Raw genomic sequence first — 22902 nt, 5'->3', positions numbered from 1 at the left:
GGCCTCGCGAATTCGAACGGCGGCTGCCCCCGGGTCTCCTTCCGACGCCGGGCCCCCATCGGTCCGGTATCCGCGCGCAGCGGGGTGATGCGACGAAGTACGAGGTGGGTGGCGTGAACGGTCGTCGAGCTGCCGCGTCCGCCTGCGGCGATGCGGGCCGGATCGGAGGGCGGGCCCGTGCCGTCTGCCGACGACGACACCGCTCTCGTCGTCCGGCTTCCAGCCGCCGCCGACGTCGATCGACCTGCACCACGCCGGTGAACGTCGCCGGTTGATCCCTGCCCCCGCCCCTCCCACCTGTGAGGCCGCTCTTGCCACCCACCCGCTCACACATCCACGATCTCGTCACCGCCTACCTGGAACGTCATCCGGCCGAAACACCCGCGCTCGCACCGTTGTTACGGCTGCTGGACGCGGACGCCGATCCCACGAGCCGCTCGACGGTTCCGGGGCACATCACCTGCAGCGCTGTCGTCGTCGACGACGACCGCCGTGTCCTGCTCGTCCACCACAACCTCTTCGGGCTGATACTGGCACCCGGCGGGCACGTCGAGGCAGGTGATCGCACGCTGCCGGCGACGGCACTGCGCGAGGTCCACGAGGAGGCCGGCATCCCGCCCGGTGCCCTGTGTGCCACCGCCACGTACGGTCTGTTGCCCATCGACATCGACGTCTTCGACGTCGGCGCCAACCCCGCCAAGGGCGAAGGCGCGCACCAGCACTGGGACTTCCGCTTCGTCTTCCGGCCGGTGGACGGGGACGTCGAGGTCACGGTGCGCACGGAGGAGGTCTCGGCCGCCGAGTGGCGTCCCCTCGACGAGGTCGCGGCCCCGCAGTTGCGGGCCAAGCTCCGCGCCTGCGGGCTCGACGGCCGCATCGAGCCGGTCGACGCCTCGGCGTTGGTCCACGACGGGCACGGCCGCTACCTGCTGCACCTGCGCGACGACCGTCCCGGGAACCGGGAGCCCGGGGCCTGGGCGCTGCTCGGCGGAGGCCGCGAGCCGGGCGACGCTTCGCTCGAGGACACCGTCCGACGAGAACTACGCGAGGGGGCCGGGCTCGAAGTGGGCGTCGTCGAGCCGTACGCCGTCGAACTCGCGACCGGCACAGACGGCCTGACCGTGCCGATCCAGGTGTTCACCGCCCGGTGGAACGGCGACCCCGCCGACCTGACGCTCACCGAGGGGCGGCGAGCCGGTCCCGGGCCGGGTGCCGGACCCGGCCCCCACGATCGGGCCCCGGGGCGGCCGTCGCCGGTCCTGCCCCGCGAGGACGTCCGCCACTTCCTCTTCCGGCCGCCGGCCCGTCACCCCCGCCGAGCTGCCCCGGCACCCGGGTCGCAACCAGCGCCCCCGCATGGCCTCACCCCCGTGCCGCCCTCGGCAGCCTGCCCTGGATTCCTCCTGCCTACGGAGTTCAACCCATGCGAAAACCCCGCCTCATCGCCGTCAGCGGTCCCCCGGGATCCGGGAAGTCCACCCTCGCCCGGGCACTTGCCGCCGAGTTGGGGTGCCCCGCCATCCTGCGCGACGAACTCAAGCAGGGCATGGTGGCCACCCTCGGCCGGGCAGCGACGGACACCGACGCCCTCAACACCCCCGTCATGGAGGCGTTCTTCGGCACCCTCGGCGTCCTGCTCCGCGCCCGGGTGACCGTGGTCGCCGAGGCCGCCTACCAGGACCGGCTCTGGCGACCCGGTCTGCAACCCCTGGCCGACATCGCCGACCTGCGGGTCATCCGCTGCCACGCCCCCGCCCATACCCTCACGGAACGGATCAGGGAACGCGCCGCCCTGGACCCGCACCGTGCGGCGCACGCCGACGAGCGACTGCTCACCGACATCGCCACCGGTGGCTACGACCCCGAGGCCTTCGTCGAGATCTCCCTCCGTGCACGCGTCCTGCGTGTGGACACGTCCGACGGATACCGACCCTCCCTGGCCGAGATCACCGCCCACCTCCAAGGCGCATGATCGCCCTGTTGCTCAAGCCGCCACCCTTGGAGCACGACCATCGCCAGGGTGTCCCCCCACGAACTGCGCGTGGTTGTCGGGGCGTGAGCCGGTACCCGCGCGGGTACCGGCTCACGTACGTGTCACGGCCGGGGCACCGGCCCCGCCTCTCCATGTCCGACTCCCTTGGGCAAGGAGCTTCCAGGGGCCGCGGAGCCGGCCACCGCCGGCCGGGAGGCGGAGCCGGTTTCAGGTACGGGAGGCACCTTCGGCCGGCGGGCGACCGTGAGGCTGTCCCGGCTTGCCGGGCTCACCTTGGTTGCCCGGCTTGCCCGGCTTCCCGTGGCCATGGTCCGGGGCTCCCGGTCCACTCGGCTGCTCGACCGCAGCGAAGCAGGCGTCGGCACCACCTCTCTCGAACACCGCCGGGGAGCAGTAGACGGACTCCGGGTAGTAGTCGCCCATGATGCGCCGCGCCGTCTCGGGCAGACCGTCGGCGGGGACGTTCTGCACGGCGTGCGTGAAGTCGGGGTTCGGCAGCATGTTGCGCAGGAGCAGGATGTCGCGCGGCGCCGGGCGGCCGATGAGGTTGGTGCCCCAAGGGAGCCAGGTCACCCCGTTGGCCGTCGTCGCGTTGCGCGGCCGGTCCTCGGGCGTGGAGACGACATAGGTGTACCGGCCCGAGGCGTCCATCGTTGTCTGGTAGTCGCCGGCGCAGGAGGTCACCGGGTACGGCTTGGCGTAGACGTTGTTGCACATCGACCAGTAGCGCATGTCCTGGGGTCGGGTGACCGGTTGGCCGTGACTGGTGTCCGGAGCCTGGGGCCCCTTGCCTCGAACCACCACGATGCGCCGTGACTGGTAGGTCAGCGGCGAGGCGATGTACTGGCTGGCGCTGTTGGGGAACAGGCCGGCCTCGTAGGAGGGCGGCTGGTGGGCGAAGAGCGGCTCCGCCCACAGGTCCGGGTACGGGCCGGGGGCGACGGCGTACACGAACGCCGTCAGCAGCGCGTTGACGAGCGTGTTGCCACCGGGGTTCGGGCACGGCGGCAGCGGGGTCGCCACACCGCCGGCGCCCGTGACCGTGACGGCGGGCAGCGCGGGTGTGCCGGCCGGCTCGTCCGGATCGGTGGGGATGTAGACGCGGAAGATCAGGTACCCGACGCCGTTGCCGCCGGGGGGCACCGCACGCAGCGGGTTGGGGCCCTCGATGCCGTTGGCCGTGATCGTCGCGGTGTAGGTGGCGTCGTACGAGGCTCCGGGGACGGCGTACGGGTTGGGGGCGCCGTCGTCGGGACGGATCTGGGCGTCGTACAGCAGGTCGGGGCCGCCCTGCACCGGTGAGAACTGGTTGTCGTAGGTGCTGAAGGAGAAGAAGCGGGCCTGCGGAAAGGTACCGGTGACCGTCAGCTTCATACCGGGGCTGAATCGGTAGGGGATCACCCAGTACGAGGAGTTGCTGTCGGGAAAGGCCACGTTGAGGTTGCTCGCGGTGGCGAGCAGCGGCCAGGCGCAGCGTGAAGTGACTCCGGGGGTGGTCGGGGCGTCGACCACGAGTTCCTCGGGGATCCGAGGCGGGGCGGGTGGGCGGGGATCGGCGGACGCCGCGGGGGCGACCAGGGCTGGTCCGGCGGCCAGGGCGCCGGCGAGGGCGACCAGGGCGGCCTTGCGGCGAAGGGTGGTGAGAAGTGACATGGCTCCTCGTCTGTGCGGGGGAGAAGACGGAGCGGTGCGACCCGCTTCAGTCGAGCGGGGTGACCGCAGGGGGGACGTAGGTGTCGTCGGCCGCGCTGCCCTCGGGGCCGTAGACGCGCAGCATCGTGTTGAACTGCCCTGCCGGTACGGGCAGCCAGTTCGCCTCCGGCACGCCCTCGGGCTTCTCGGGGGTGAGGTAGATGGTCAGAGACCCGTCGGGGTCGGTCCGCAGGCCGGGGGTGTAGCTGCCGACGAGGTACTTGTCGGCGTCGTTCGGCACGAGGGTGATGGAGCCGGGCAGGTAGGCGGTCACCGACCAGAACCTGCGGGCCTGAGGCTGTCCGCCCGGCGGGAAGGTGATCCGGTAGCCACGGCGGGCGGCGTCGAGCCGGGCTCCGGAGCCGTCGGTGAACGCGTGGAAGTAGGAGGCGGTGGTGAGGGTGTTGCCGTACTGGAGGAACTCGCCGATGGAGGACCGGTCCAGGTACTCGTCGGGCTTCCAGACGCCGATGTTGGCGAAGTGCACCCAGTTGGTGGGGATCGTGTGGGTCAGGTAGTTGCGTACGATCCGGGCGTGTGCCGCCTGGGTCCCGCGGACGAACTGTTCCCGGTGCTCCGGGGTGAAGCCGTTGCCGAACAGGCGGTCGAAGCGGTCGGCGACGGCCTTGTCGGCCGGCGTGAGCGGAGCGGTCGACGGGGCGTGCATGCCGCGCTGGAGCTCGCGCAGGAACGCGAGCGGAGCCCGGGCGACCTGCTCGTCGGCGATGGACTTCAGTTTGGCCCCGTAGGCGATGAGGGGCAGCAACCTGGTCGCGCCCGCAGTGGGGTCCCGTCGGTAGTCGGCCAGGGTTGCCAGGCGCAGACCGCGCCGAAACCGCTCGGCCTCGGCGATCTGGTCGACGCCGGTGGAAGAGTACTTGTCCGCCCGGAAGATCCACGAGGACGCCGCCAGCGGTACGTCGACGCGGGTCATCCCGCCCGGGAGGGTCCCCGTCCAGCCGGGCGGGACCAATGCGTAGGTTCCCGGCGTGCCGTCACCCACCGAAGTGACGAAGACGTCGCCGAAGAGGCCGCTGGTGTGGAGCGAGTGCGAGGCGTTGGTGGCCGGGACCGTGAGGACCAGGGGCTGTCCGGCGGTCATGTCCACGAAGGCTCGGGCGTAGAGGGTGTCGTCGTTGGGTGCGACGACGAGCCCGAAGAGGGGCCCCATGCGGACCGGGCCGGTGAGGCTGTTGGCCCCGAGGTCCGCCGGGTTCTGGTGCCAAGTGAACCAGCGAGGGTAGAAGTGCTCGACGTAGCTCGCCGCCGCCTGGAAGGCGCGACCGGCCTCCCCGCCCGGGGGCACGGGCGAGGGCTTCGGATGTGCCGCACCCGTACCGCCGACAAGGAGTGCGGCGGCTGCGGCCAGCGCGACGAACCGGGTACGACGGCGGAACGGTGCTGCGCGCAGGTTTGTTCTCATGTGGTCTTCCGGCTTGGAGGAGGTGTCTCTTCCCTACCTACCAGCGCCGACGGCGGCAGTACCTCGGACGACACATCGCGGGCGGAAGGACTACTCGTCCGGCTGTCCCGACCGCGGGAGACGACGACCGCTCCCCTACGTTCCCGGACGGCGGCGCCGCGCTCCGGCCAGGGTGGGTGATCGCCGAAGCCGGCCCGGGACGCGACCTCGAGGCCGTGACCGCCGTGCCGGCCACCGACGGGAACTCCAGGCCGGTCGAAGGAGCGGCCAGCCGGATCAGGATGCTCGAACGGCAGACGTCCGACCGCGCCGAGTCCCGCTCTTGCGGAAACGATCCAGCGCAGCCGGGAAGAACAGGTCGCGGCTTCGTCTGCGGTAGGGGAGGCGCGTGGGTGGACCTGGGGGTGACCCGGCTCGTCGGTGTCGAAAGACTCGGGCCGGGCCGCGTCGGGGTGGGTGTCAGCGGATGTCGGTGTCGCCGAGGGTGATGAGGAGGCGGCGCAGTTGGCCTGCGAGGGCCTCGCACTCGTCCCTGTCGAAGTGTGCGAGGAGGCGGGCTTCGTTGGCGAGGTGGTCCTTCATGTAGGCGGCGGTGATTTCGTGTCCCGTGTCGGTCAGCCGGATCTTGATCGAGCGGCGGTCCCGGGTGTCGCGGACCCGTTCGACGAGTCCTTTCGCCTCCATGCGGTCGATGCGGTTGGTGATGGCGCCCGGGGTGACCATGGAGGCCTTGCGGAAGGCTCCGGGCGTCAGCTCGTAGGGGGGGCCGGAGCGCTGGAGGGTGGACAGGACGTCGAACTCTCCGAGTTCGAGGCCTCGTTCGGCGGCGAAGGCGCGGAACTCCTTCTCCAGTGCGACGCCCAGGCGCTGGAGGCGTCCCAGGACCTGTACGGGCCACAGGTCGCCGGCGAGGTCGGGGCGTTCGTCGGTCCACTGCTCGACGATGTCGTCGACCGCGTCGGTGTCGGTCTCGCCCGCCCGCGTCTGGTTCATGGCCTGCCCTCTCGGCTTCGTTCGCCCTTGATCACGCGTCACAGGATATATCAACGTTGAAATTATCGACGTTGAACGAACGGATCCTCGATGTCCTCCTCCGCCCTCCTGCTCGACGCCTCCGCCCAGGACCTGCTCTTCCGCGAGGCCCGCACCGCCAACACCTTCACCGACGAACCCGTGACCGACGACCAGATCCAGGCGATCTACGACCTCGTCAAGTACGGTCCCACCGCCTACAACCAGTCCCCGCTGCGCATCACCCTGGTCCGCACCCCCCAGGCGCGTGAACGGCTCGTCAAGCACATGGCCGACGGCAACCGCGCCAAGACCGCCACCGCCCCGCTCGTCGCCATCCTCTCCGCCGACAACGAGTTCCAGCACGAACTCCCCTCCCTGCTGCCCCACTTCCCGCAGGCCAAGGACGTGTTCTTCGCCGAGCGCCCGGTCCGCGAGAGCTCCGCAGCGCTCAACGCCGCCCTGCAGGCCGCGTACTTCATCATCGGGATCCGCGCCGCGGGCCTCGCCGCCGGCCCGATGACCGGTCTGGACTTCGCCGGCGTCCAAGAGGACTTCCTGGACGCCGACCACACCCCGCTGATGGTCGTCAACATCGGCAGGCCCGGCGAAAACCCCTGGTACCCCCGCTCCCCGCGCCTGGCCTACGACGACGCCGTCACCACCGTCTGAGCCCGAGAGAACCGGAGCGTCCTCGTGCACACCGCCGCCGTACCCCCCGTCGCACCCGCACCGACCCGCCGCCTGTCGGCCCTGTGGCTCGCCCTGCTGGCCGCGCCCATCGCCACCGGGGCCAACGCCCCCGTCCTCATCCTCCCGGACATCGCCCGATCCCTGGGCGTCCCCACCGATCAGGCGACGTGGACGGTGACCGTCTTCGCCTGGGCCATGACCATCGGCACCCCCCTGTTCGCCGCCCTCATACGCCACCGAGGCGCCGCGGCAACCCTCCTCACCTCCACGATCATCGTGCTCGTGGGCACCGCCACCCTCGCACTCGCCCCTTGGATACCCCTGGCACTCGCCGGCAGGGCCGCGCAGGCGGCAGGCGGCGCGGGACTGGTGGCCGTGGCCATGAACCTCGCCGGATCCACCCGGCGCATGGGGGCGATCACCGCCGGGTTCGGCATCCTCGGCGCCATCGGACCGCTGCTCGGATCCCTCCTGTCGAGCACCCTCGGCGCCCGCGCCCCCCTCACCGTCTCCGCCCTCGCGCTCCTGGCCGTCCCCGCCGTCCGGCTCCACCTCGCCAGGGACGAGACCGCGCACGCGCCCGCTTCCGGCACCACCCCGTTCGACGCCGTCGGCGCAAGCCTCGTCGTCGCCCTGGCCTCCGCCCTCGTCCTCACCCCGAGCGCCCCCCTGGCCGGCACACTCACAGCCGCCGCCCTCGCGGTCCCCCTCGCGCTCCACATACGGCGCCACCCCGACGGCTTCGTGCCCGCCACCGCACTGCGCTCAGCCGCCTTCCGCCGCTCCGCACTCCTCGCGTTCGTCTTCTCCACCAGCTACTTCACCCTGCTCTTCGCCCTGCCCGAGCTCGCCCGCCACCGCACAGGATGGTCCGGCGCGACGATCGGCACGGGCCAGGCACTCGCGCTCCTCACCGGCTCCGCGCTCTCCTGGATCCTCGCCGCCGCAGCCGGCCGCCTGGGACACCGACGCTCCCTCATCCTGCTCATCGCGCTCGGGACCGCCGCACCCTTGATCGCGCTTACGGCGTCCTCGGCGCCCCTCCTGCTCCTGGCGGCCGCGACCGCCGTGTTCGTCGCCACCGGAAGCAACGCGGTCCTCTCCGTACACGCCTCCCGACAGGTCCCGGCCCCGCAACGGCCCGCCGCCATCGGACTCTTCGTCCTGTGCTACCAGCTCGGAGGCGCCGTCGGCCCCACCCTCGCCACGCTCCTCGTCCTCACCTGACCCGGACGGCAACCGGCGGCCACGCCGGACCGTGCGCCCCTACGCGTTCGACGCCGAGCCGGCAACGGCGTACGTCCGACCCTCAGGCGGCCGCTGCTCCCCCCGCCCCCAACGCGACGACGATCTCCTCGTCCTCGAAGTCGCCGGTGGGCTCGAAACCCAGTTTCGAGTAGAGGCGTGCGGCCGGAATGTTCTCCGGGTGGTACGAGAGCCGGATCTCCCGGCAGGTCGGAAGGGCGACGAGGCGCCGGATCAGGGTCTGCATCGTGGCACGGCCCAGGCCTTTGCCCTGCTCGGCCGCGTCGACGATCATGCCGCCGATCCAGTGGCTGCCGCCCTCCTGGTCGTACGCCCACATCACATGGCCCACGATCTCCTCCCCCGCCCGCACGGCCAGCGAATTCCACACCCCGTCCCGCATGGACAGCAACAGGTAGCGCGCACCGAGAGCGGCCACGAAGCGGCGCTGGTCATCAGCGGGCGCCACGTCCGCGACCGCACGCCAGTTCTCGTCCGTGATCTCCTCGAGCGTCACGCACCGGTCCTCGCCGTCCCGGTAGTCCTTCGTCATCGCTCCCGATCCCCTCTTTCGCGTACGGCGACCAGGCCCCGGACCGGGCTCCGACCCACCCCGTGTCGATCAAGCCGAGCCTATCCGCACCTGCGCGGGCGCGGCCGGGTCCCCACTCAAAGGGGAAGGGCTCGCGGAGCGGTTCCGGGCCGTGGCCGTCCGGCCGACGACCACCGCACGGTCGCCGGGGTGGCGGAGGCGGATGGTCTCGTGCACGGCGCACATCCTTCGCCACGGCCTCCTTCAACCCGAGGCCCGTTGCCGGCGGAGCCGGTCGAAGACGTCCTCAGCACCCGCCCGCGGGAGCACCCGATCGTGCCTGAGCGCTTCGGTTGTGAGCGCTCTACGTGGCCGCGTAAGTCTCACCGCAGGAGGAAGCGTCGGCGCATTCCCGCGAGGGTTCCCGTGAGGAGGGAAAGCACGAACAGCGCGAGACCTGTGAAGATCAGGGGATTTACCCAGCCCGGGGCCAGTTCGGTTCCCACGCCGTCTGACGTGACGCACTGAGCACTGACCGGCAACGTCCATCGCGTCACGATGTGATCACCGGGTACGCCCTGCACCGCGCACACCTGGTCCGGGTCCAGGATGTAGAACCCCGACATCACGCCCCACGAGTACGCGCCGTACGCCGCCGCACCGGCCATGACCGCTACCAGAGCGCAGAGGGCGCTGCTTGGCAGGTGTCCCACCAGGGTCGGTTGCCGCTTCCGGGCTTGCCTGACGAATACGGCGACCCGGACGAACGCCATGGCGGCGCCCAGGAAGATGCAGGGCGCCAGGATCGGCGCGAACAACACGGCGCAGTACAGAAGGTTCTCCACCTCTGCCCAGACATCGCCCCGAACGAGTCCGGTTCCTGAACCGGCTGAGCGCCCGCACGGCAGCCCCCGCCGACTGCGGCGCTCAGTGCACGACCGCCCCCGCGCCCCCTGCCAGACCTCAGCCGGCCGCGTGGGCGCAGAGGTCACGGAGTACGGGCCCGACCACCCGGCTGGAGCTTCGTTTCGTGTGCCGCTTGGGCCGGGTGGGTGGCTTTCCCCCAGGTGGCCTGTCCATCGCGGCCGCTGTGACGAACCCCGTACAAGCCGTCGGCCACCTTGCCGATGCGCCCATACCTGGAGGAATTTTGCGAAACCGCACCGCGACCGCCGTTTCCGCTGCTGTGCTCGCCGCTCTGTGCGCGGCGCCCGCCCTGGCAGCTTCCGACGCTCCGCCGCAGACCCTGCCCGCCCACGACCACAAGGCCCTCGGGGCGGTCGGGCTCACCAGCGACCAGCGTTTGGTCGAGTTCGACGTCAACAAGCCCTCGAAGACCTGGTCGCTGGGCAGGGTCTCCGGGCTTGCCGGGGACACCAAGCTGGTCGGCATCGACTTCCGCGTGCAGGACGAGAAGCTGTACGGGGTCGGCGACCGGGGCGGCGTCTACACGCTGAGCACCACCAACGCCCGGGCGGTGAAGGTGTCCCAGCTGACCGTGGCGCTCGCCGGGACGGCGTTCGGGGTGGACTTCAACCCGGCCGCGAACCGGCTGCGGGTGATCTCCGACACCGGCCAGAACCTCCGGCACAACATCGACGACCCGGCGGCGCCGCTGACCACCACCGTCGACGGCACCCTGACCAACCCGACCACTGCGCCGTCGACCGCCATGGGAGTGACGGGCGCCGCCTACACCAACAACGACCTGAACGCCGCGACCGCGACGACTCTGTTCGACCTCGACACGATGGCCGACCGGATCTCCCTGCAGTCCCCCGCCAACGCCGGCACGCTCGCCCCCACCGGCACCCTCGGCGTGGACGCCGCCCTCGACGCCGGCTTCGACATCTACTACAACCCGGCCGCCGGCACGAACCACGGCTTCGCCGCCATCGGCAACAACTCCGGCGTCCACCGCCTCTACGCGATCGACGTGCTGACCGGCAAGGCCACCGAAAAGGGCGCCTTCCCGACCAAGTACCGGGTCACCGACCTGGCCCTGCCCATCAACCAGAAGTAGCCGCACCCTGACGCCCGGCCCGGGAAACCGGTTCCGACGGGGGACCGGTGCACCGGGCCGGGCCGGCCGGCCGATCCACGCGGAGAGGCCGGCCATGACGGTGGCCCTGCACCCTTCGGGGAAGGGTGCAGGGCCACCGGTCGCGGATGGATTTCCCCCTGGTGCGGGCTACTCGGGCATCAGGACGCCGGCCGCCGTCCCCGGGGCCGCGTCGGGTCACCGGTCCCGCGCCTCCCCGTCTTGGCGGCGCAGGACCGGAGCTCGTGCTCGCGACGAACGGTCAGGCGTTGACGCAGGTGTTGCCGAAGGCCGGGTTCAGCAGCCCGATGACGCTGACGGTGTTGCCGCAGACGTTGACCGGGATGTGGATCGGCACCTGGATGAGGTTGCCCGAGCCCACGCCCGGCGAGCCCGCCGCCACGCCCTGCGCGCCCGCGTCCGCGGACGCCACCGAGGCCCCCGCCACCACCACCGCACCGGCCGCCAGGGCCATGGCCAGACCTCGTCGCACATCAACCATGTCTTCGTACCTCCCATGAGGGTGCACGGCCGCGCAGAGGTCCCGCTCGGCCGGTGAGGAACCCCCGCAAACGCCTTCGGGCTCCCTCACGCCCGGTCTTCGCCGCCGTACCCCCGGCGGCTTGGCCGAGAGACCCGGCTTCCCTCCAACGGATGAGTTCCGGTGCACAGGAAGTGGACGAGAAAGTCACTGCGCCCGATCAGGTTTTCGTTATGGCGAGCCCCTTCGCTCCGTCTTCAGCGGTGAGGGCACCGATCCGGCGCCCTCCCACACCCGGCCCGGCGGTACGAACAGCACCGCCGGGCGCGAACAAGGGAGCACCACCATGGCGCTGCACCGCCGTGTCAGAAGCAGGTCCGTGAAGATCGCCGCGGGGGTCACCGCGCTCGCCGGGGGTGTCCTGTCGGCCGGGCTGGCAGTCGGGTCGGCCGGCGCCGCGGTGCCGGGGAGCGTGTGTGTTCGCGGCACGCTGGCCTTCGACGCCGTCGACTCCGAGACCGCGGGCAAGCCGCTGGTCACCTCGGTGGCCCGCAACGCGAACTGGGAGCTGTGGGGCAGCGCCACCTCCTCGGGTCCGGAGTCGCGTCTGGCCACCGGGCTGACCTCTCACCAGGACGGCACCTTCAACGCCTGCCACACCACCGCGGGCAAGCCGATGAGCCGGCTGCGGGTGAAGTTCCTGTCGTCCTCGACCCGTGCCTGGAGGGTCGTCAGCGACGCGAAGACCCTCCAGGAGTACACCTTCTTCTCCGCGACCCGTCCTGGGTCCTCCGCGGTGCAGAACCTCGGCACGGTGAAGGTGCCGACCGACATGGCGCTGGCCTGGAAGGCCGTCGACACGACCAACAAGCTGTGGTGGAAGCGGGCGAACACCCAGACTCCGTGCTGGACGCGCAACGAAGCCGCCGGTCAGTGCACCCAGCTGACGTATGTGTGGAAGAACGACGGGAAGAAGGGGTCGTGGTGGGACGGCGGCACGGGCTACGTCCACCTCGCGGGCCTTGACCCGCGCTCGCAGCACTTGGTCCTGCACGAGGCCGGCCACTTCTTCATGGGTCGCCTCTACAAGGGGAACGCCCCCTACGTCACCAACTGCGCGACCCACCCGATGGGGAAGCGGACCTCCGCCACCTGCGCGTTGTGGGAGGGCTTCCCCGACGCCGTTGCCGCGTACGCGATGGGGGACCGCCGCTACGTCTACAGCGACAGCTCGTCCGTGGACTTCGACAAGCCCACCGGCTGGGAAACCGGTGACCAGGTCGAAGGGCGGGTCGTCGGCGCCCTCCTCGACCTCTGGGCCAAGGGCGGGCCCGACGGGGGGAACTGGGACCGCACCGTCGACGCGATGATCACCAGCCACCCCGGCACCTTCCGCGACTACTGGCTCACCGCCCGCCCCAAGGCCGGCCTGCCCATCACCGGCCAGGCCCGCGGCATCATCGAGAACCGCACCATTCGGTACTGAGCATTCCGGTTCCACCGGCATCATGGTCCCTCCGCCCCGGGTCCCGCACTCCGGAACCCGGGGCCACCCACCCACCCCGTCACCACACACCGCACGCACCGGCACCGAAAGCGAACCCGCCATGCCCGAGCCCGACGACAGCACGACCGCCCTGGTCCTCGACGCCCAGCGGGGCGACACCCGGGCACGGGACCGCCTGGTCGCCCACCACCTGCCGCTCGTCTACAACATCGCCGGACGGGCCCTCGGCGGCGGCCACGCCGACGTCGACGACATCGTCCAGGACACCTTCATCCGCGCCCTCACCCACCTCGACGCACTGCGCGAGCCGGAACGTTTCCGCGCCTGGCTCGTCGCCATCGCCACCAACCGCATACGCGACCACTGGCGCGCGCTACAGGCCGCACGCGCCGCCCGCACGTCCCTGCACGAGAACGTGGACGGGGACGAGGCCTTCGCCGACCCGGGCGCCGACTTCGTCAACCTCACGATCACGCACCTCGGTCTGAAGGGCCAGCGGGCCGAGGTGGCCGAGGCCACCCGCTGGATGGACGAGGACGACCGCACCCTGCTGTCCCTGTGGTGGCTGGAGGCCGCCGGACAGCTCAGCCGCGCCGAAGTCACCGAAGCGATGGAGCTCTCCCCACAGCACACCGCCGTGCGCGTCCAACGCATGAAGGAGCGACTGGAAGCCTCCCGCGCCGTCGTCCGCGCCCTCGCAACCGAACCACGCTGCCCACAACTCGACGAACTCACCGAACGCTGGGACGGCACACCCTCCGCACTCTGGCGCAAACGCCTCGCCCGACACGCCCGCGCCTGCCCCGAATGCACCCGCCGCACCCGCGGACTCGTGCCCGCCGAAGGCCTCCTCATGGGGCTCGCCCTGCTTCCGGTCACCGCCGGACTCGCCCGGCTCGCCGGAACCGCCGCGCCGGAGCTGGTCCTGGCCGCCGCGCAGCAACCGTTCGTCACGGACCCGCACCGCGTCGAGGGGAACGCGCACACGGGTACGGGCGGCTCGCCATGGCCCGATGCGCCCGAAACCAAGGGCAGCGGACGGCGCGCCGCCGTGACACGAGCGCGCACACCCCTGGTCGTGGCCTGCCTCGTACTGCTCGTCGCCGCCGGCACCGCCGGCCTGGCCACACTCGACCGGGACACCACACCGAACACCGAACTGCGCGCCGCCCAGGCCCACTCGGCCGTCCCTGAACCGGAACCCACCCCACTGATCGGAGAAGCCGCCTCCGGCACCACTGCGCCCAAGCCGGCCTCGTCCCCCTCCGCCTCCCCCACCCCCTCCACCTCCCCCACCCGGCGGGCCACACCGACGGCCCGCTCCACCCCCACGCCCTCGTACACCGAGCGGATGCTCATCGCCGTCAACACCGAACGCGTGAAAGCCGGCTGCGCACCCGTCCGCTCGAACCCGCTCCTGACCCGCGCCGCCCAGGCCCACTCCGACGACATGGCCACCCGCGGCTACTTCGACCACACCAATCCCGAAGGCCTCGACTCCACCGACCGGATCGAGGCAGCCGGATACGACACCGACGGAAACAACGAGAACCTCAGCAACTACACAACCCCCGAAAGGGCGGTCCGCTCATGGATGACCGGAGGCGGCCACCGCGAAGCCATCCTCGACTGCGACCACCAAGACGCCGGAATCGGATACGCCAAGGACTCCGAAGGCGAAGAGCTCTGGACCCTGGACCTCGCCCACCGGTGAAGGCCCGGTGGCCGACCGGCCCCGGCCGCCCGGTCCGGTGCCGGTCAGCACCAGACGGATCCGTCGTGGCCGGCCGTCAGCTCGATGTTGTATTCGCTCGGCTTGGCCCGCGCCGGGCCGGCGCGCGGCCTGGAGGGCAGGTACGCGACAACTCAGGCCCGGCCCGGCGGGGGGAACTCGTCGGCGAAGGGGGTGACCGCGCTCGGCCATGTGAAGGCGAAGCGGTGAGCGGACCTGTCGTAGGTCACCGAGGCGCCGCAGGGCGCGAGACCGAAACGACGATGGATCCAGCCGTCGAGAGCGAGGGCGGCCACCTCCGCACGGAAGTCGGCGCCCGGATACGTGAACGCATCGACATCGAGGACCACGGCCCGACCGCTGGCCAGCTGATCGGCGTGCAGGGAAGCCCCGAAGGCAAGCCAGGCCGCCTCCAGCCAGTAAGGGGTTCGGTCCGCGGGCAGGCGCAGGTACAGGGAGCGGTTGATGCGGAGTGCGGGGGCGGTCGGGGGCCCGTCCGTCTCGTACGCGTCGACGCACAGGTCGGCGGCGAGGCCCATGCCGGCGTGGAGGTAGCGGAAGCGGAAGGTCTCGTGCATGGCACGAATCCTCCGCCATGAGCCCCTTCCCCCCCACCTTTCGCCCCACCTCGCACCCCATGTTCCTTGCCCAACCCCGGACAGGGCCAAGGCTCGGTCAAACGGGAGAACGGCGGAGCGGGGGGCCGTCGCCGGATGGCGCGCCTGGGGGCTCGGCCGGTTGTCAGTGGTCCGTGGCAGACTCCGGATCATGATGCCCGAGTCAGTGTTCACGCTCGTTTCAGATGATCAGAGGGGACGTGGTGAGCTCCTCCTTCCCCCGGCCGGAAGCCGTACGGGCCGAGTCGCCGGGGGCCTCCACGTGATCATGGCCGGGTGTTGAGATGGCCGATTTCAAGGATGAACTGTCGCCGCGGCTCATCGGGCGTCTCGCGGATGACCTCGCGGGTGCCTCGACCTCGTTCGACAAGGCGGGATTCGAGGAGCTCGCGTGCACCGGGATCGGTGACCTGGAGCTGAAGGCCCGAGTCGACTGGATCGCCCGTGCCCTCACGGCGACGATGCCGACCTCCGCCGACGAAGCCGACCGGGTGATCCGTGGTGCCCTGCGCGACGGAGGGCTCACGGGATGGGCGTCCATGCCCGTCAACGCCTACGTCGCTTCGGCGCTCCTGGACCGGCCCGACGTCGCGCTGCCGTTGCTGGCCGCGCTCACTTCCCGCCACACCGCCGAGTTCGCGATCCGCCCCTTCATCGAGGCCCACTACGAGGTCACGATGGAGCGGTTCCGAGAGTGGATCACCGACCCGGACGAGCACGTGCGCCGCCTCGTCTCGGAGGGAACGCGCCCGCGGCTGCCCTGGGCTTCACGGATCCCGCGGTTCATCGCCGATCCCGCGCCCGCGCTGGCGCTGCTGGAGCCGTTGGTCAACGACGGCTCTCCCTACGTGCGCCGCTCCGTGGCGAACCACCTCAACGACATCAGCAAGGACCACCCCGACCTCGCCCTCGACACCGCCCGGCGCTGGTCCCTCAACAGCACGCAGGGTGACTTCGTCGTGCGTCACGGCCTGCGGACGCTCGTCAAGCGTGGACACCCGAAGGCGCTCGCGGTCCTGGGGTTCGATCACCGTGCCGCGATCGAGATCACCGACCTCGTCTGTTCTCCGGCCACCATCCCCATCGGGGAGTCGACCACCGTCACCTTCACGCTGCGCGCCGCCGAGGCGACGCGAACCGCGATCGACTACCTGGTCCACTACCAGGGGATCCGTGGCCCCAAAGCGGGCAAGGTGTTCAAGCTGACCGTCCGGGACCTCCCCGCCGGCCAAACGGTCGACTTCTCACGCCGACACCGGTTCGCGCACGTCTCCATCCGCACCATCCACCCCGGCCCTCACCGCATCGAGATCCAGGCCAACGGACGCGTCCTCGGGGCGACCGAGGTCCACGTCACCGCCGCCGACACATCCCCCGGACCGGCCCAAGAGCACTGACCCGGCCAACTCCTTCCCGTCGCCCCGGGGCCCGGGCCCCGGGCCCCGGCGTCAGTCCGATCATCTGTGCGGGCAGATCGTGATCACCGTCTTGGCCTTGACCGCACGCCCCCCAGCCCGAATTCGTGTGCGACGGGACCGCGGGTGTCGTATGTTGGAACGGTTGCCGGGCCGGGGTACCGGTGGCAGCGATCGGATTCACTGTTCCTCCTTCATCGCGATCCTGAGGTGACTTCGTATTAACCAGGCCGTTTAGTCGTCCGTGTTCCCGCGTGCTGTTGTGTCGCACGTGTGCGGGGGCGGACGTCGCACGGGCCTGAGTTGCGTCACCCTCCCTCGCCGTTTCCTTTCTTCTCCCGGGTGCAGCTCCGCGTCTGCCCCGGGCCCCGGTGTCTCCGGCCCCGGCGCGGCCGTCCGCAGAGCTCCCCCGATTCCTTCGGATCAGGAGTTTCCCGTCGTGTCTTCCCCCGCGCTCGACAACGAGCCGCAGCGCCCGACCCCACCCCCGGACCACCCCGCACCCGGCCTGTCGAAGATGGGCTCGGCGGCCTGGATCGCCCTTCTGGTACTGCTGGGCGCCGAACTGATGGACATGATCGACCAGTCGGTCGTCCTGACCGCCCTGCCCGCCATCCAGGAGTCGACCGGCGCCGGACCGGACGCGGTGCAGTGGCTGACCACCGGATACTCCCTGCCCATCGCCGTCGGCCTGATCACCGGCGGTCGCCTCGGCGACCTCTACGGCCGGCGCAGGATCCTCCTGATCGGCACCGTCGTGTTCACCGCGGCCTCGCTGCTGTGCGGCCTCGCCCCCGGACCCGGTGTGCTGATCGGTGGCCGAACCCTCCAGGGCATGGGCGCGGCGATCATGATCCCGCAGATCCTGGCCACCCTCCACGTCACCTTCGAGGGGAAGAACCGCAGCAGGGTGTTCGGCCTGTACGGGGTCGTCATGTCGCTCGCCAATGTCCTCGGCCCGGTGATGGGGGGCCTGCTCACGGAGGCGGACCTGTTCGGGCTGTCCTGGCGGCCGATCTTCCTGGTCAACGTGCCCGTCGGCCTCGCCGTACTCCTCCTGGGGCGCAGGTTCATCCCCGAGTCGACCGCTCGGAAGGCCGACCGGATCGACCTGCCCGGCACGCTGCTGTCCGCGGCGGCGATCGTCCTGATCGTCTTCCCGCTCACCGAGGGCCACCTCCGCGGGTGGCCGCTGTGGTGCCGCGCGCTGCCCGTCGCCGGCCTCCTCCTTCTTGCCGTCTTCCTGCGCCGGCAACGGCGCGAGCAGGGCGACGCACCGCTCGTGGCCCTGTCCCTGTTCCGGAGCCGGCAGTTCTCCGGCGGCACGGCCGCGCAGCTGGCGCACGGTTTGCTGTGCGGTCTGTTCTTCATGACCTGGACCCTCTACCTCCAGCACGGACTGGCCATGAGCCCCTTCCAGGCCGCTGTGGCCTTCGCGCTGCTCTCCGTCGGCGAGCTGACCGGCGCGACGATCACGACCAGGAGCGCCGGGCGCTTCGCCCGCCGCCTGCCGCAGGCCGGAGCCCTCATCACGCTCGCCTCGATGGCCGCCTACGGACACCAGGCCGACACGGGCCGGGGAGACCTGACCCTGCTGTCGATGACCGCTCCGGTGGTACTGATCGGCTTCGGCCTCGGCATGGTCGGCGGCCCGCTCGCCGACATGTCCCTGGCCAGGGTTCCGCACCAGGACGCCGGATCGGCCTCGGGCCTGTTCAACACCGTCATGCACCTGGGCATCGCCCTCGGTACCGCGCTGACCGCCCTGGTGTTCTTCTCCACCACCAACGGCTCACCCGACGCCGCGCTCAACCGCGACGCGTTCCTCACCGTGCTGTGGTGGACCGGCGGCCTCCTCGCCCTGATGTGGGCCCTGATGTTCCACCTGCCCAAGCACGCCGACCACCAGACCGACTGAGCCACTCCCCACCCCGGCCGCGACGTCGGCCGGGGTCCTCGACCCACGATGCCGGAGCGCAGCCGCCAACCGCCCCTGCCACGGCCGGCGCTCTGCACCTACCGACCGTGCCCCGTGGGCCTGGCCAGGGCCGACGCGACGGGCACACCGCCGACCGACGCTCCGCCCTCGCGAATGCCGCAGGCCTTGAGGAAACCGGGAACGGTGGGCTGCCCATTCCACCCGGGCGAGGCCCCGTCAGGGCGGTCCGGTGCCTGGGCGAGGTGGTCGGCGGAGAGGGCGAGGGGGTCGGCGTTGGTGGAGGAGACCGGCGAGGAAGCCGCCCGGTTCGACCGGTCTGACGGCCGTCTATGCCACGGGGAGAGTGAGGGTTCCCGCGCGGATCGCGTCGAGCAGCGCGTCCTTGATCCGGGGAGGCATGAGGTTCAGTGCCTCGACGGCTTCCGCGGTGAGGGGGACCTCCTCGAGCAGGTACTCGCCGCGGTCGTCGCGCGCGAACTCCGGGCCGGTGCGGTCGTCGAAGTTCCAGGTGGCGATCCGGGCGGTGTAGAAGTGCTCGGTCTCGCCCTTGTCGTTCTCCAGTCGGCTGAACGGGTGCGGGTCGCCGGCCTCGCCGCCGACCTCCTCGCGGACCTCCCTGAGCAGCGCGGCTTCCAGGTCGGCGTCCTCGGGCTCGACGCCGCCGCCGACGAGGACCTGGTACGGGGGGATGCCGGGGCGGATGCGGTTGATGACGAGCATGGTGCCGGTGGTGGTGAGCAGGATGGCGCGGACGCGCTGCTTCATGGGCTGGTCTCCCTGGTGGGGGTCGAGTTCTGGGTCGGCGGGGCATCCAACCGCCGTCGATGGTCGATGGTCGACGACCGGGCGGTGACGAACGATGCGTTGGGGTCGGCGAGGCAGGTGACGGCGGGGACGCGGTGGCGGGCGATCCGGTCTTCGGCCTGGCGCGGGTGGTGTGCGGGGTGGTCGTTCCCGGTGGGGCCTGAATCGCCCCCGGGAGGACAGTGTTCACGGTGATCCCGTACGGGCCAAGTTCCCCGGCCGGCGAAGGGGTGAGCCCGCGGACTGTGCGTCGAGGATGTGGCGGGCAGGCGCCGGATGGGGGGTGCGGTACTCGTCCGAACGGGCTGCCCGGCGGGCGGCGGCCATTCGGCGGCCGCAGAATCGGCGCGGGAGAAGCACACGACGGGAGCCGATCAGGATGCCGAACACCGCCGGTCGCTCAAGGAGGGCCCGCGCCGTCGTGGTCTCGGGCGCGCTGGCCCTCGCCGGGGCCGTCGTGACCGGGTGCGGTGGCGGAGCGGCGGGCGGCGGGCAGGTACCCGGGGCGGGGTCCCACCCGCAGGGCGCGCGCTCCGGGCGGGTCACGGTCGTCTACGAGAACGACGAGGTCGCGCCGCGGGACCGTGAGGTCGTGGACCTCATCCGGAAGTCCCGGGTACTGGAACGGACGGCGGACTGGGTGAACAGGACGCTCACCCTCCCGCACGATCTGGTCGTGAAGGTCACCGGCGACGTCCCGCGCGGTGTCACCGACGCCGTCACCCAGCCCGACGGCAGGACCGTCTTCGTCCCGCCGTCGTTCCTGGCCGAGATCAAGAAGGCCTTCGCCGACGTCGTGAAGACCGTCGAGAGGCCCGACCCGTTCCCGGCGTCGGAGTACAACACCGACGATCTGACCGTGCTGTCCACCGAGTTCATCTTCGGCCACGAGATGGGGCACGCGTTGCAGCGCCAGCTGCAGCTGGCCAACCTCGGCCTCGAAGAGGACGCGGCCGACGGCTTCGCGTCCTTCTACACCGTCGACGAGGTCGGACCGGGCCCGTCGCTGGCCGCCGCGATCCTCTTCGACGAGATCGCCCGCAAGGAGGGAACGCCGACCCTGGAGACCATGTCGAGCGACCACCCCGTCACCCAGCAGCGGGCCTACAACTTCCTGTGCTACCTGTACGGCAGCGACCCGCGGGAGTACCAGCGTTCCCTGGTCGACGGCGGCCGTCTCCCCAAGTCGCGGGCCCCGCTGTGCCCGCAGGCGTGGGCGATGCTGGACTACGGCTGGTGGACGCAGCTCCGCCCGCACTTCAGCCCGGCGTTCAAGGCCCGGGGCGACGAGGAGCAGAAGCAGGCGCAGGCGCAGTTGATCGCGCAGACGCGGGACCTGGCGAAACGCATCGACGACATCCGCAGCAGCCAGTGAGCCCTCTCAGTTCCGACGCTCCAGGGTGAAGATGGCTGCGCCGATCACGGTGGCGGTCATGCGGTGGGGCTTGTAGCGGTCTCTGCGGAAGGTTCGTCAGACCTTCGGTCGCGCGATGCCCCGCTCGACCGGTGCTGACGGTTCGGTTCTGTCAGCTGTGTCCCGTGCCACCCTGTGCGGCCGGGGCGGGCACCCGAAGGACACGACTGCAATTGCACCGCCTGCTTCGCAGCCACGCCGGCTCACCCGCGAACCCCCGGGCAGCGCTGTACGCCCTGTGCGTCAGCTTCTTCATGATCTGCCTGGACGCCACGGTCGTGAACGTGGCCGTCCCCGCCATCCGCACCTCGCTCGGGGCATCCCTCAACGAGGCCGTCTGGGTCAACAGCGTCTACGCCCTCTGCTACGCCGTCCCCCTCATCCTCGGGGGCCGCCTCGGCGACCGCCACGGACCCAAAGGGATCTTCCTCACCGGCTTGGCCGGTTTCACCGCGGCTTCGCTGGCCTGCGCGCTCGCGCCCAGTGCCTCCGTTCTGATCGCGGCCCGTGCCGTCCAGGGGCTGGCCGCCGCGCTGATCGCGCCCCAGACCATGTCGGTGATCGTGCACATGTTCCCGGCTGAGCGTCGTGGCAAGGCTCTGGGTGTATGGGGTGCGGTCGGTGGCGCGGCCATGGCCGCCGGACCGGTGATCGGAGGCCTCCTGATCACCTGGACCGGATGGCGGGGCGTTTTCCTGATCAACCTTCCCGTCGGCGTTCTCGGCTGGGTCGCGGCGGCCCGTCTGCTGCCGGACTGGCGGCCCGCCAGGAACCACCGCCTCGATCCATGGGGCATCGCGCTCAGCACTCTGGGCCTGACCGCGCTGGTCTTCGGCGTGCAGAGCGGCGAAGCCTACGACTGGGGCACGGTCACCGGACCCGTCACAGTCCCCATGATCCTCGCCTTCGGCATCCTGTGTCTGGGAGCGTTCGTGTGGTGGCAGCACCGCAATACCCGCGAGCCGCTCCTGCCACTTCGTCTGTTCCGCAACCGGGACTTCTCGGCCGCCGCCAGCGCGGGCGGGGCCATGGGAGCCGCCATGGGCGGCCTGTTCCTCCCTCTGATGATCTACCTGCAGAGCGATCTCGGCTACAGCCCGCTCGCCTCGGGGGCGGCCACGGTCCCCATGTTCGCCCTGTCCTCCCTTTGCGCGCGCCTGGCGGGCAAGTGGTCCGACACCACCAGCCCCCGGGCACTGGCAGCCCTGGGCTTCGCCCTGCTGGTCGTGGGTACCGGATCCCTCACCCTGCTGCTCCACCCCCGCGTCGACGCCTGGGTACTGATGCCCTCGCTCCTCGTGGCCGGCATCGGCATCGGCCTGGTCTCGGCCCCGCTCGCGGGGATCGCCACCCGAACCCTGGAACCCTCCCTGGTCGGCGCCGCTTCGGGTGTCTTCAACACCACCCGGCAACTCGGCGGGGCATTCGGCAGCGCCGCCACCGGTGGCCTCCTCCAGGCCGACTTCGGGAACACCTCCACCACCGCCACCCAAGCCGCCCTCGTCTTCCCCGTGGCCATGCTCCTGATCGGCCTCGCCTGCTGCGCCGTCGCGCGGCCGGCGCCTCTCCCACGGACCGGCTAGGAGGCCGCCGCGGTCCAAGGCGCCGCCGGAGCCCTTCCACGACGCCGCGGTACAGAAAATTTCCGCGCCACTCCACAGCGTGGCCGATGAGTTCGTGGCTCCCGGTCGGTCCAAGCTCGTGACACTCCAGGAAAGGACACCACCATGTCGGAGCTTCTCGTCGACTTCATCACCTCCCTCGACGGCCATGCGTCGGGACAGGGCTGGCCCGGGTTCTGGGGCCTGGAGGGCCCGGAGTACCTCGCGTGGCTCGGCGAGCAGCCCGAGGCCACCTACCTGATGGGGGCCAACACCTACCGCCTCATGTCGGGCTTCGCCTCGGGCGAGGTCCCGGAGGGCCAGGACGAGTTCAGGCCCGAGGAAGAGGCATCCGTGGACGAGCTCACACGAGCGCGCAAGGTGGTGTTCTCCTCCTCTCTCCAGGAGCCACTGACGTGGGCCAACTCCACGCTCGTCCGCGACGACGCCGTCGAGACCGTCCGCGCCATGAAGTCGAGCGGCTCGGGGCTCCTCAGCACGATCGGCAGTCTCGGCCTGTCCCGGTCCCTTCTGCGGGCCGGACTGGTCGACCGCTTCCGGGTCGTGATGTTCCCGGTGATCACCGGCGCCACGGGCGAGGAGCGCATCTACGACGGCTATCCCGACGTCGCCCTCGACATGATCGGGCACCGCACCTTCGACGGCCGCATCCAGCTCGTCGAGTACGAGCCCCGCGTGCTCGACCACCCGCCGCTCGGCGCCCCCGCGTAGCCCCGCCGACGGGCGCGGAGCGGCCACCGG

19 protein-coding genes and 1 pseudogene are annotated in these 22902 nt (G+C 71.1%); 12 read left to right on the top strand and 8 right to left on the bottom strand.

Annotation, left to right across the window (positions count from 1 at the left end; all coding sequences use genetic code 11):
* Positions 1 to 299: 299 nt before the first annotated feature.
* Together ACZ6ZI_RS21550 and ACZ6ZI_RS21545 are read left to right on the top strand one after the other, a co-directional pair.
* Positions 300 to 1031, top strand: a pseudogene (locus tag ACZ6ZI_RS21550) (NUDIX hydrolase); the annotation flags it as partial.
* Between the two features lie 392 nt (positions 1032 to 1423).
* On the top strand, positions 1424 to 1972 hold the full coding sequence (locus ACZ6ZI_RS21545; RefSeq protein WP_469523262.1) for a P-loop nucleotide/nucleoside kinase family protein: 549 nt from the start codon (positions 1424 to 1426) through the stop codon (positions 1970 to 1972).
* A 228-nt stretch (positions 1973 to 2200) separates the two neighbouring features.
* Here ACZ6ZI_RS21545 and ACZ6ZI_RS21540 read toward each other — a convergent pair whose 3' ends face one another.
* From ACZ6ZI_RS21540 to ACZ6ZI_RS21530, 3 genes are all read right to left on the bottom strand, one after another.
* Positions 2201 to 3646 carry a hypothetical protein gene (locus ACZ6ZI_RS21540; RefSeq protein WP_469523259.1) on the bottom strand — a complete coding sequence of 482 codons (1446 nt, stop codon included), beginning with the start codon at positions 3644 to 3646 and terminating at the stop codon, positions 2201 to 2203.
* Between the two features lie 46 nt (positions 3647 to 3692).
* Positions 3693 to 5108: a DUF1214 domain-containing protein gene (locus ACZ6ZI_RS21535; RefSeq protein ID WP_469523256.1), complete on the bottom strand. Its 1416-nt coding sequence runs from the start codon at positions 5106 to 5108 to the stop codon at positions 3693 to 3695.
* Positions 5109 to 5567: 459 nt separating this feature from the next.
* Entirely contained in the window at positions 5568 to 6101 is a 534-nt protein-coding gene (locus tag ACZ6ZI_RS21530) for a MarR family winged helix-turn-helix transcriptional regulator (protein ID WP_469523253.1), read from the bottom strand.
* A 90-nt stretch (positions 6102 to 6191) separates the two neighbouring features.
* On the opposite strand from ACZ6ZI_RS21530, the gene ACZ6ZI_RS21525 reads away from it, so the two are divergent.
* Both ACZ6ZI_RS21525 and ACZ6ZI_RS21520 read left to right on the top strand, forming a co-directional pair.
* Positions 6192 to 6791 carry a malonic semialdehyde reductase gene (locus tag ACZ6ZI_RS21525; RefSeq protein WP_469523251.1) on the top strand — a complete coding sequence of 200 codons (600 nt, stop codon included), beginning with the start codon at positions 6192 to 6194 and terminating at the stop codon, positions 6789 to 6791.
* A 24-nt stretch (positions 6792 to 6815) separates the two neighbouring features.
* Complete coding sequence (locus ACZ6ZI_RS21520; RefSeq protein ID WP_469523248.1) at positions 6816 to 8039, top strand: MFS transporter; 1224 nt, start codon at positions 6816 to 6818, stop codon at positions 8037 to 8039.
* 82 nt (positions 8040 to 8121) lie between these two features.
* On the opposite strand, the gene ACZ6ZI_RS21515 is transcribed toward ACZ6ZI_RS21520, so the two are convergent.
* A complete protein-coding gene (locus ACZ6ZI_RS21515) occupies positions 8122 to 8610 on the bottom strand; it encodes a GNAT family N-acetyltransferase (protein WP_469523245.1) in 489 nt (162 codons plus the stop codon).
* Between the two features lie 362 nt (positions 8611 to 8972).
* Positions 8973 to 9434 carry a hypothetical protein gene (locus ACZ6ZI_RS21510; RefSeq protein WP_469523243.1) on the bottom strand — a complete coding sequence of 154 codons (462 nt, stop codon included), beginning with the start codon at positions 9432 to 9434 and terminating at the stop codon, positions 8973 to 8975.
* A 305-nt stretch (positions 9435 to 9739) separates the two neighbouring features.
* Between ACZ6ZI_RS21510 and ACZ6ZI_RS21505 the strand changes: the two genes are divergently transcribed.
* Complete coding sequence (locus tag ACZ6ZI_RS21505; protein WP_469523241.1) at positions 9740 to 10612, top strand: DUF4394 domain-containing protein; 873 nt, start codon at positions 9740 to 9742, stop codon at positions 10610 to 10612.
* Between the two features lie 280 nt (positions 10613 to 10892).
* Here the strand turns inward: ACZ6ZI_RS21505 and ACZ6ZI_RS21500 are convergent, their stop codons facing one another.
* Positions 10893 to 11132 (bottom strand): chaplin, encoded by a 240-nt coding sequence (locus ACZ6ZI_RS21500; RefSeq protein WP_469523238.1) that lies wholly within the window; start codon positions 11130 to 11132, stop codon positions 10893 to 10895.
* Positions 11133 to 11490: 358 nt separating this feature from the next.
* Here ACZ6ZI_RS21500 and ACZ6ZI_RS21495 point away from each other — a divergent pair, with 358 nt between their 5' ends.
* Both ACZ6ZI_RS21495 and ACZ6ZI_RS21490 read left to right on the top strand, forming a co-directional pair.
* Positions 11491 to 12597 (top strand): metalloprotease, encoded by a 1107-nt coding sequence (locus tag ACZ6ZI_RS21495; protein ID WP_469523236.1) that lies wholly within the window; start codon positions 11491 to 11493, stop codon positions 12595 to 12597.
* A 121-nt stretch (positions 12598 to 12718) separates the two neighbouring features.
* Positions 12719 to 14332, top strand: a complete 1614-nt coding sequence (locus ACZ6ZI_RS21490) for a sigma-70 family RNA polymerase sigma factor (RefSeq protein WP_469523233.1) — start codon at positions 12719 to 12721, stop codon at positions 14330 to 14332.
* A gap of 152 nt (positions 14333 to 14484) precedes the next feature.
* Here the strand turns inward: ACZ6ZI_RS21490 and ACZ6ZI_RS21485 are convergent, their stop codons facing one another.
* Positions 14485 to 14928: a hypothetical protein gene (locus tag ACZ6ZI_RS21485; RefSeq protein WP_469523230.1), complete on the bottom strand. Its 444-nt coding sequence runs from the start codon at positions 14926 to 14928 to the stop codon at positions 14485 to 14487.
* A gap of 323 nt (positions 14929 to 15251) precedes the next feature.
* Here ACZ6ZI_RS21485 and ACZ6ZI_RS21480 point away from each other — a divergent pair, with 323 nt between their 5' ends.
* Positions 15252 to 16364: a DNA alkylation repair protein gene (locus tag ACZ6ZI_RS21480; protein ID WP_469523227.1), complete on the top strand. Its 1113-nt coding sequence runs from the start codon at positions 15252 to 15254 to the stop codon at positions 16362 to 16364.
* A gap of 457 nt (positions 16365 to 16821) precedes the next feature.
* Positions 16822 to 18300, top strand: a complete 1479-nt coding sequence (locus ACZ6ZI_RS21475) for an MFS transporter (RefSeq protein ID WP_469523223.1) — start codon at positions 16822 to 16824, stop codon at positions 18298 to 18300.
* Positions 18301 to 18648: 348 nt separating this feature from the next.
* Here the strand turns inward: ACZ6ZI_RS21475 and ACZ6ZI_RS21470 are convergent, their stop codons facing one another.
* On the bottom strand, positions 18649 to 19086 hold the full coding sequence (locus ACZ6ZI_RS21470; protein WP_469523220.1) for an NUDIX domain-containing protein: 438 nt from the start codon (positions 19084 to 19086) through the stop codon (positions 18649 to 18651).
* 418 nt (positions 19087 to 19504) lie between these two features.
* Here ACZ6ZI_RS21470 and ACZ6ZI_RS21465 point away from each other — a divergent pair, with 418 nt between their 5' ends.
* The 3 genes from ACZ6ZI_RS21465 to ACZ6ZI_RS21455 all read left to right on the top strand — a co-directional run bounded on the left by ACZ6ZI_RS21465 (position 19505) and on the right by ACZ6ZI_RS21455 (position 22872).
* Complete coding sequence (locus ACZ6ZI_RS21465) at positions 19505 to 20500, top strand: DUF4344 domain-containing metallopeptidase (protein ID WP_469523217.1); 996 nt, start codon at positions 19505 to 19507, stop codon at positions 20498 to 20500.
* Between the two features lie 212 nt (positions 20501 to 20712).
* The gene (locus ACZ6ZI_RS21460; RefSeq protein ID WP_469523214.1) at positions 20713 to 22122 is read left to right on the top strand and encodes a DHA2 family efflux MFS transporter permease subunit; all 1410 of its coding nucleotides are present in this window, start codon (positions 20713 to 20715) and stop codon (positions 22120 to 22122) included.
* Positions 22123 to 22266: 144 nt separating this feature from the next.
* Complete coding sequence (locus ACZ6ZI_RS21455) at positions 22267 to 22872, top strand: dihydrofolate reductase family protein (RefSeq protein WP_469523211.1); 606 nt, start codon at positions 22267 to 22269, stop codon at positions 22870 to 22872.
* The last annotated feature ends 30 nt before the right edge of the window (positions 22873 to 22902 follow it).

The organism is Streptomyces sp. NPDC103540 (genome assembly GCF_055584445.1).
The sequence above is the reverse complement of the archived record's forward strand: the minus strand, read 5'-3'. Positions and strand labels throughout refer to the sequence as shown.

Coding starts and splice junctions, on each gene's coding strand:
- ACZ6ZI_RS21530 (WP_469523253.1), bottom strand. CDS start 6,101: ATGAACCAGACGCGGGCGGGCGAGACCGACACCGACGCGGTCGACGAC.
- ACZ6ZI_RS21540 (WP_469523259.1), bottom strand. CDS start 3,646: ATGTCACTTCTCACCACCCTTCGCCGCAAGGCCGCCCTGGTCGCCCTC.
- ACZ6ZI_RS21545 (WP_469523262.1), top strand. CDS start 1,424: ATGCGAAAACCCCGCCTCATCGCCGTCAGCGGTCCCCCGGGATCCGGG.
- ACZ6ZI_RS21455 (WP_469523211.1), top strand. CDS start 22,267: ATGTCGGAGCTTCTCGTCGACTTCATCACCTCCCTCGACGGCCATGCG.
- ACZ6ZI_RS21485 (WP_469523230.1), bottom strand. CDS start 14,928: ATGCACGAGACCTTCCGCTTCCGCTACCTCCACGCCGGCATGGGCCTC.
- ACZ6ZI_RS21490 (WP_469523233.1), top strand. CDS start 12,719: ATGCCCGAGCCCGACGACAGCACGACCGCCCTGGTCCTCGACGCCCAG.
- ACZ6ZI_RS21480 (WP_469523227.1), top strand. CDS start 15,252: ATGGCCGATTTCAAGGATGAACTGTCGCCGCGGCTCATCGGGCGTCTC.
- ACZ6ZI_RS21535 (WP_469523256.1), bottom strand. CDS start 5,108: ATGAGAACAAACCTGCGCGCAGCACCGTTCCGCCGTCGTACCCGGTTC.
- ACZ6ZI_RS21525 (WP_469523251.1), top strand. CDS start 6,192: ATGTCCTCCTCCGCCCTCCTGCTCGACGCCTCCGCCCAGGACCTGCTC.
- ACZ6ZI_RS21515 (WP_469523245.1), bottom strand. CDS start 8,610: ATGACGAAGGACTACCGGGACGGCGAGGACCGGTGCGTGACGCTCGAG.
- ACZ6ZI_RS21465 (WP_469523217.1), top strand. CDS start 19,505: ATGCCGAACACCGCCGGTCGCTCAAGGAGGGCCCGCGCCGTCGTGGTC.
- ACZ6ZI_RS21470 (WP_469523220.1), bottom strand. CDS start 19,086: ATGAAGCAGCGCGTCCGCGCCATCCTGCTCACCACCACCGGCACCATG.
- ACZ6ZI_RS21500 (WP_469523238.1), bottom strand. CDS start 11,132: ATGGTTGATGTGCGACGAGGTCTGGCCATGGCCCTGGCGGCCGGTGCG.